The sequence below is a fragment of the Rhodococcus sp. CX genome (assembly GCF_015865005.1).
Lineage (GTDB): Bacteria > Actinomycetota > Actinomycetes > Mycobacteriales > Mycobacteriaceae > Rhodococcus.
Genome location: NZ_JADZGH010000041.1, coordinates 74650 through 82093, shown reverse-complemented (window position 1 = coordinate 82093; position 7444 = coordinate 74650). Strand labels below are relative to the sequence as shown.

Genomic DNA, 7444 nt, shown 5'->3' with positions numbered 1-7444 from the left:
CGGTGTGTGTCCTTCGGCCGCCTCCAGCCACTCCGCGAGAGCACGGCCCCGCACGGCGTCGGCGAACACCTTCTTCATCTGCGGCCATTGCGCGCGGTCGTTCTGATCCGGCAGGTCACCGGGCAGACCCAGCAGGGCTACGAGGTCGGCATAGAAGTGCGGTTCGAGCGCGCCGACCGAGAGCCATTTGCCGTCGGCGGTCTCGTAGGCGTCGTAGAACGGTGCGCCGCTGTCGACGAGGTTCGTCCCGCGTTCACCGTTCCACGACCCGCTCTGCGAAAAGCCGAAGAACGGCGTCGCGAGCAGGGCGGCGCCCTCCACCATCGAGGCATCGATCACCTGTCCACTGCCCGAGCGTTGCCTCTCGAAGAGAGCGGACAACACGCCCAAGGCGAGAAGCATTCCGCCGCCGCCGAAGTCGCCGATCAGGCTGAGCGGCGGAGTCGGTGGCTGGCCGTGGCGTCCGATCAGCGACAGGGCGCCGCTGAGTGCCACGTAATTGATGTCGTGACCCACGTGCTGCGCCAGTGGGCCGTCCTGTCCGAAGCCCGTCATGCGACCGTAGATCAGCCGCGGATTGCGCTCGGCGCACTCGTCCGGTCCGATCCCGAGCCGCTCGGTGACACCGGGGCGGAAACCTTCGATCAGCACGTCGGCATCCGTCACGAGCGACAGCACCGCCTCCACCCCATCCGGGTGCTTGAGATCGACGGCAAGCGACCGGCGTCCCCGGTGCAGCAGTTCGGTGCGGAAATCCGCGTTCGGCCCGACCAGCCCCGCTCCGGTCGCACGGTCGACCCGCACCACATCGGCACCGAGATCGGCCAGCAGCATGGCGCAGAACGGACCCGGGCCGATCGAGCCGATCTCGACCACCTTCAAACCCGCCAACGGGCCTGTGAACGAGCGTTTCGCACAGTCCTGTGCCACTGCTGCACCTTCCCCAGTTTGGTCCGATGATAATACCTTCGATTGGTCCACGCGAGACTGTCCGAACCGCTCGGACACGCTCCCGATCAGTCACTGACCATCGTCGTCGCCTCCCCCGACCGGTCGGCAGCGCGCAGACCCCGAGGCCGAGCCTGCGCACTCACCACCAGCACGACGGACAACAGGACCACCACGCCTCCGACGACCAGCGCAGGAGTGACCGGCTCGGACAGCACGACCGCCCCGAGAGCGACAGCCACCACCGGATTCACATAGGTGTGGGTGGCCACCAGCGGAAGCGGTGCATGAACCAGCAGCCACGCGTACGCGGTGAATCCGACGATCGAGCCGAAGACCACGAGATAGCCGAACGCTCCCCAGGCCCGCAGACCCACGTCACCCGAGAACCGCTCGCCGGTGACGACCGAAGCCAGCAGCATCGCCACCCCGGCCGCCACGAGCTGGTACATCGCACTGACATACACGTCCCGCGGAAGCGGGATCCTCGGCTGGACCCAGGACCCGAACGACCACGAAAGACTCGACAGCACGATGACCCCCATACCGACCAGCGGGAGGTTCGAACCCGTGCTGCCGGCCGACAGGAGCAATACGGCCAGGCCGACCAGCCCCACCCCGACTCCGGCCAGCTCGAGCGGGCGCGGGCGTTCTCCGGACAGGGCACGGTAGATGCAGATCCACACGGGCACCATCGCGACGAGAAGCGCGGTCACGCCGGAGGGCACACCGTGCAACTGGCCGACCGACGTCAACCCGTTTCCACACGCGAGCAACAGGACTCCGAGGAACGCGGCCCCGCAGGCCTCACGCCGGGTGACGAGCAGCCGCTTCCACCCGCCACGCACGGCGAGGAACACGGCCATCAGCAGGGCCGCAAGCAGGAAACGCGCACCCATCGAGCCGAGCGGCGGCGCCTCTTCGATCACGAGACGGATCGCGAGATAGACCGATCCCCAGATCAGGTAGACCAGAGACAGGGCGAGCGCGATCGAACCGCGCCCGGCGGGCCCGGACGACACGGCGCTCAGGCGAAGCGCGGGGTGCGCTTCTCGAGGAACGCGGTGATGCCCTCCTTCGCCTCCCCGCTCTCGAAGAGTTCCTGCTCCTGAGCAACCTCGAAGCGGAAACCCTCCTCGAGTGGAGTGTCGAAGGCGGCGTCGACGAGCCGATCGATCAATCCGATCGCATGGGCCTCGTCCGCGGGAACCTGCCGAGCGGTCAGCATGATGTCGAGTGCCCGGCCACGTCCCACGAGCCGCGGAAGACGTTGGGTGCCACCGGCTCCCGGGATGAGGCCCAGCTTGACCTCGGGAAGCCCGAACTTCGCATCCGCACCCCCGACCCGCAGGGTGCAGGCCATCGCGAGTTCGAGACCGCCCCCGAGCGCGAGACCGTCCACCGCGGCGATCGTGATCCGGTCGGCGGACGCGAGCCGGTCGAGCGCCCCGCGGAGTCGATCACCGTAGGCGGTGAACGATTCCGCATCCACGGCCGACATGTGCTTGATGTCCGCCCCTGCGGCGAAGAAACCGGGGATATCCGACCGGACGACAATAACTTTCACCGAACCGTCGGCATCGGCGGCGTCCAGTGCCGCGTTCAGGCCATCGATGATCGGCAGGCCGAGGGCGTTCGCGGGCCTGCGCTGGAGCGTGATCGTCATGACGCCGGCGTCGACGTCACTCCATGTCACTGCGGGCGTAGCGGTTTCCGACATGCACACCATCCTGTTCGGTCCAACAATGATGCAACAATACTAATTATTGGACCGAAATGGAAGGTCATGGTCGACGTGGGAACTTTTCGAACTCCGGCCGGCGCTTCGCCTTGTACGCCTCCCGCCCCTCCTTGGCCTCGTCCGTCGAGTAGAACAGCAGATTCGCATCGTGCGCGAGCTGCTGAATCCCGGCCATCCCGTCCTCCGCCGCATTGAAACTCGCCTTCATCAGGCGCAGCGCGAAGGGGGAAAGCTCGAGCATCTCGCGGCACCACTGGACGGTTTCGCGCTCGAGGTCGGCCAACGGCACCACCGTGTTGACCAACCCCATCTCCAGAGCCTGCCGAGCGTCGTACTGCCGGCACAGGAACCAGATCTCCTTGGCCTTCTTCACCCCGACCAACTCCGCGAGCAGACCCGCACCGTACCCGCCGTCGAACGACCCGACCTTGGGACCGACCTGACCGAAGCGGGCATTGTCCGCGGCAATCGTCAGATCGCACACCAGATGCAGGATGTGCCCGCCACCGATGGCATAGCCGGCGACCATGGCCACCACCGGCTTCGGCAGTCGGCGGATCTGGATCTGCAGGTCGGTGACATGGAACCGACCGACACTGCCCGCCTTGCCGGGCTCGGTGAGGTAGCCGGTGTCGCCGCGCACCCGCTGGTCACCTCCCGAGCAGAACGCATCGGGCCCCTCTCCGGTCAGCACGATGGCACCGATCGAGGAATCCTCACGGGCATCGACCAACGCGTCGGAGATCTCCATCAACGTCTGGGGGCGGAACGCGTTGCGCACCTCGGGACGGCAGATCGTGATCTTGGCGATCCCGTCGCCGCTGTGTTCGTACCGAATATCCTCGTACTCTCCGAGCGGCGTCCACTTCACGAAATCCGTTGTATCGCAATTGTTCGTCATGTTTCGATCATAGTCCCTTCCGTGAACGATCGTTAACATACCGCAACGCACGACAGCGCGGCCGGAGAGGTTTCCGGACCGCGCTGTCGGGGTGGGAATCGACCGATGACGATCAGGCCATCGTCAGGCCACCACTGACGGACAAGGTCTGGCCGGTGACGAATTCCGCCTCGTCGGAGGCGAAGAACGCCACGGCAGCGCCGATGTCGGTGGCCTTGCCGAGCCGCTTCATCGGCACCGCGCGGGTCATGCCGGCGATCACCTTGTCGGCTTCCTGGCCGGAATTGTCGGCGAACTTGCGCAGCGCCGGGGTATCCGTCGGGCCGGGGCACACCGTGTTGGCGGTGACACCCTTCGTGGCGACCTCACGAGCGAGGGTCTTGGTGAACGCGATGATGCCGCCCTTGGCACCCGAGTACACCGCTTCGAGCGACGAGCCGACGCGTCCGGCGTCCGAACCGATATTGATGACGCGCCCCCAGCCCCGCTCGACCATGCCCGGCAGGGTCGCCTGGATGACCCGCAGCTGACCCTTGAAGTTGATCTCGAGGATCCGGTCCCAGAACGCCTCGTCCGTCTTCAGGAACGGCATGAAATCGTCCCACCCGGCGTTGTTGACGACGATCTCGACGGGACCGAACTGCTCGGCGACCTGCTTGACCGCCGCCTGCACGGATTCGGTGTCCGTCACGTCGACCGGGACGGCGATCGCCTGGCCGCCGGCGTCACGGATGGCGGCCGCGGTCTCCTCGGCGGCCTCGAGGTTGAGGTCGGCGACCGCGACGCGGAAGCCGGCTGCGCCCAGCGCATCGGAGATGCCCTTGCCGATACCCTGGGCACCGCCGGTCACGAATGCCACTCGATTGCTCATGTTCTTCTCCGTCTTTGTTGTGTACGTGATGGTTTCGGATATGACCGAAGCTTCAGTTCGCGGTCGCGGCCCATTCGATGGGGCCGGCGACGATCGAATGGCTCGTCAGCTTTCGGCCCAGAACGAGTTGGGCTTCGCGAGCTGCCTCGATGATGCGTCGCAGATCGAGCCCTGTATCGACATCCATCTCGTGGAACATACTCACCAGATCCTCGGTGGCGATGTTGCCGGTCGAACCCACCGGAACGGGGCAACCGCCCAGTTCCCCGAAGCTCGACTCGAAACTCGCGCATCCCGCCTCGAGCGCGGCGAATGCGTTCGCGAGACCCTGGCCGCGGGTGTTGTGGAAGTGCGCGGTGACCTCGACCCCGGGCAGGCGTTCGCTGGCCGCGGCGAAGAACTCCGAAGCATAGGCCGGATTGCACATGCCGGTGGTGTCGCCGAAACCGACCTCCGTGGCACCGGCTTCGGCGAATCGCTCCGCCAGGTCCAGCACCCGCTTCAGCTCCACCTTGCCCTCGAAGGGGCATCCGAACGACGTCGCAATGACCGCGGCGCAGTGCAGCCCCTCGGCGACGATCCGGCGAGCCATGATGTCGTTGTCCGCCATGGTTTCGTCGACGGTACGGTTGACGTTCTTCTTGTTGTGGGTTTCGGACGCGCTGACGAAGATCGCGACCTCGTGGAAGGTGTCGCGCACCTTCAGCGCGTTGTCCAGTCCCTTAGTGTTCGGCACGAGGACCATCAGCTTCACATCGTCGGGCACGTCGATGCGGCGGAGCACCTCCACCCCGTCCGACAGCTGCGGGATGACGTCGGGCCGCACGAAACTGGCGACCTCGATCCGCTTCAGGCCGGCGCGACCGAGGGCGTTGATCAGCCGCACCTTGTCGTCGGTCGGGATGGTCTCCGGCTCGTTCTGGAAGCCGTCGCGCGGACCGACTTCTCGGATCTGTACCCGTTGGGGACGCGTCATGGCGTTCACTCCTCGTTTCCGCTCGCTCCACTGCGAAGCAAGTCGTGCTCGGTCAATGCGATGTCCAGTTGCTCGCGATGCTCCGGGGCTGCGACCGCGATCATTCGCCGGGCCCGTTCCGCAAGGGAACATCCCCGCAGTTCGGCCACGCCGTGCTCGGTGACGACGTAGTCCACGTCGGCACGCGCCGTGGTGACGGACCCGAACTCGAGGGCCGGCTTGATCGACGAACGGCCGCGCGCGGTGGACCGAAGTGCGATGACCGAGCGCCCCCCGGTCAGAGACGCAGCCCGGGAGAAGTCCACCTGTCCGCCGACCGCGCCGACGTAAGCGGCTCCGGCCCGCTCCGCTCCCACCTGCCCGGTGAGGTCGACCTCGATCGCGGAGTTTATCGACACGAGCGAGGTCAACTGCGAGAGCACCTGCGGCGCATGGGTATAGCTGACGGGACGGAAATCCACCGGCAGGTATGGCAGGCGTTCGTACAAGGTGGCCGTGCCGAGCGCCGCCCCGGTGATATGGCGGCCGATGTCGATCTGTTTGCGCGCCCCGGTGAGCACGCCCTTGTCGATCAACCGCAGCACCGCATCGGAGATCATGCCGGAGTGCAGGCCGAGGTCCCGATGTCCTTCCAGGGCCGCCAGCACCGCCGAAGGCAATGTGCCCACACCGATCTGGATGGTGTCGCCGTCCTCGACGAGGCCTGCGACGTGCCGGGCGATCGCCGTCTCGACGGCCTCGGGCTCACGGTCGGGCGCTTCGAGCAGCGGCCGGTCGGTTTCGACGACCGCCGCGAACCGCGACAGGGGGATCGCGGGTGCACCCTGGGTCCTGGGCATGCGCTGATTGATCTCGGCGATCAGGATGGGGGTGTGCTCGAGTGCGTCGGCGATGTAGTCGACGCCGACGCCGAGCGAGCAGTTGCCGTCGGCGTCGGGAGGGGCGACCTGCACGAACCCGACGTCGCATGGCAGGCGGTGCTCGGCGAACAGTCGGGGCAGTGCCCCGAAGTGACAGGGCACGACCTCGAGCCGGTCCCGTCGGCTGAGCCGGCGGAGTTCCCCGAGCCCGCCGTAGGAGACGACGGACAACTCGTCCGGGGTCCGATCGGCGAGTCGGCGGTCCCAGGTCAGGCCCACGAACGCCCGGACCGCGCCGATCGACGGGAGCTGGTCGAGCAGAGCGTGGACGAGCGGGGTGGGTTCCGCACTCGTTTGGCTCCACCAGATTCCGTCGCCGGCCCGGACATGGGGCGTGAGGTCGATCATCAGTCGATCCGCTGGATCAGTGTGGCGGTCCCGAGTCCGCCACCACAGCACATGGTGACCAGCCCGATTTCGGCGTCGCGGCGTTCGAGTTCGGCGACGACCGTCGCGATGAGCCGGGCGCCGGTGGCACCGACCGGGTGTCCGAGCGCGATCGCACCACCGTTGACGTTGACCCGGTCCATGTCGGGCTTGAGTTCGCGTTCCCAGGCCAGGACAACGGAACTGAACGCTTCGTTGATCTCGAACAGATCGATGTCGTCGATCGTCATCCCGTTGCGGTCGAGCAACTTCCGGGTCGCCGGTATCGGGCCGGTGAGCATGATGATCGGGTCGACTCCGACCGTGGTCTGGTCGAGGATCCGGGCGCGGGCGCGCAGACCGTGGGTCTCGACCGCGTCCCGGGAGGCGAGCAGGACACCGGCTGCGCCGTCCGAGATCGGCGAGGAACTGCCGGCGGTGATCCGGCCGTTCTCCCGAAACGCGGTCTTCAGGCCGGCCAGGGTGTCCAGGCTCGTGCCGGGCCGGACGGTCTGGTCGGTTCTGCGGACTTCGCCGTCGAGTTCGAGGGGGATCATCTCTTCGTCGAACCGCCCGGCCTCGATGGCCTCGGTAGCCAGGCGGTGGGATCGGACGGCGAATTCGTCCATCTCCTGCCGGGTGATGCTCCACCGGTCGGCAATGAGCTCGGCGCTCTCGCCCTGGTGCACGAAGTCGTACTTCTCGCGCAGCTCGGCCGGCC

The 7444-nt window shown here is 66.9% G+C and carries 8 protein-coding genes; all 8 read right to left on the bottom strand.

What is annotated here, in order from left to right; all coding sequences use genetic code 11:
- The coding region (locus I0Q12_RS04115; protein ID WP_197250755.1) for a CaiB/BaiF CoA-transferase family protein at window positions 1-930 on the bottom strand (930 nt) is incomplete at its 3' end.
- A gap of 86 nt (window positions 931-1016) precedes the next feature.
- A complete protein-coding gene (locus I0Q12_RS04110) occupies window positions 1017-1970 on the bottom strand; it encodes an EamA family transporter (RefSeq protein ID WP_197250715.1) in 954 nt (317 codons plus the stop codon).
- A gap of 5 nt (window positions 1971-1975) precedes the next feature.
- Window positions 1976-2668 (bottom strand): enoyl-CoA hydratase-related protein, encoded by a 693-nt coding sequence (locus I0Q12_RS04105; RefSeq protein WP_197250714.1) that lies wholly within the window; start codon window positions 2666-2668, stop codon window positions 1976-1978.
- Window positions 2669-2732: 64 nt separating this feature from the next.
- Window positions 2733-3590 carry a 1,4-dihydroxy-2-naphthoyl-CoA synthase gene (gene menB, locus I0Q12_RS04100; protein ID WP_197250713.1) on the bottom strand — a complete coding sequence of 286 codons (858 nt, stop codon included), beginning with the start codon at window positions 3588-3590 and terminating at the stop codon, window positions 2733-2735.
- Window positions 3591-3702: 112 nt separating this feature from the next.
- On the bottom strand, window positions 3703-4461 hold the full coding sequence (locus I0Q12_RS04095) for an SDR family NAD(P)-dependent oxidoreductase (RefSeq protein ID WP_197250712.1): 759 nt from the start codon (window positions 4459-4461) through the stop codon (window positions 3703-3705).
- A gap of 52 nt (window positions 4462-4513) precedes the next feature.
- Window positions 4514-5437 carry a hydroxymethylglutaryl-CoA lyase gene (locus I0Q12_RS04090; protein WP_197250711.1) on the bottom strand — a complete coding sequence of 308 codons (924 nt, stop codon included), beginning with the start codon at window positions 5435-5437 and terminating at the stop codon, window positions 4514-4516.
- Window positions 5438-5442: 5 nt separating this feature from the next.
- Entirely contained in the window at window positions 5443-6705 is a 1263-nt protein-coding gene (locus I0Q12_RS04085) for an acetyl-CoA hydrolase/transferase family protein (RefSeq protein ID WP_197250710.1), read from the bottom strand.
- On the bottom strand, window positions 6705-7444 hold a 740-nt coding region (locus tag I0Q12_RS31910; RefSeq protein ID WP_231609963.1), incomplete at its 5' end, for a thiolase family protein. The genes I0Q12_RS31910 and I0Q12_RS04085, both read right to left, overlap by 1 nt.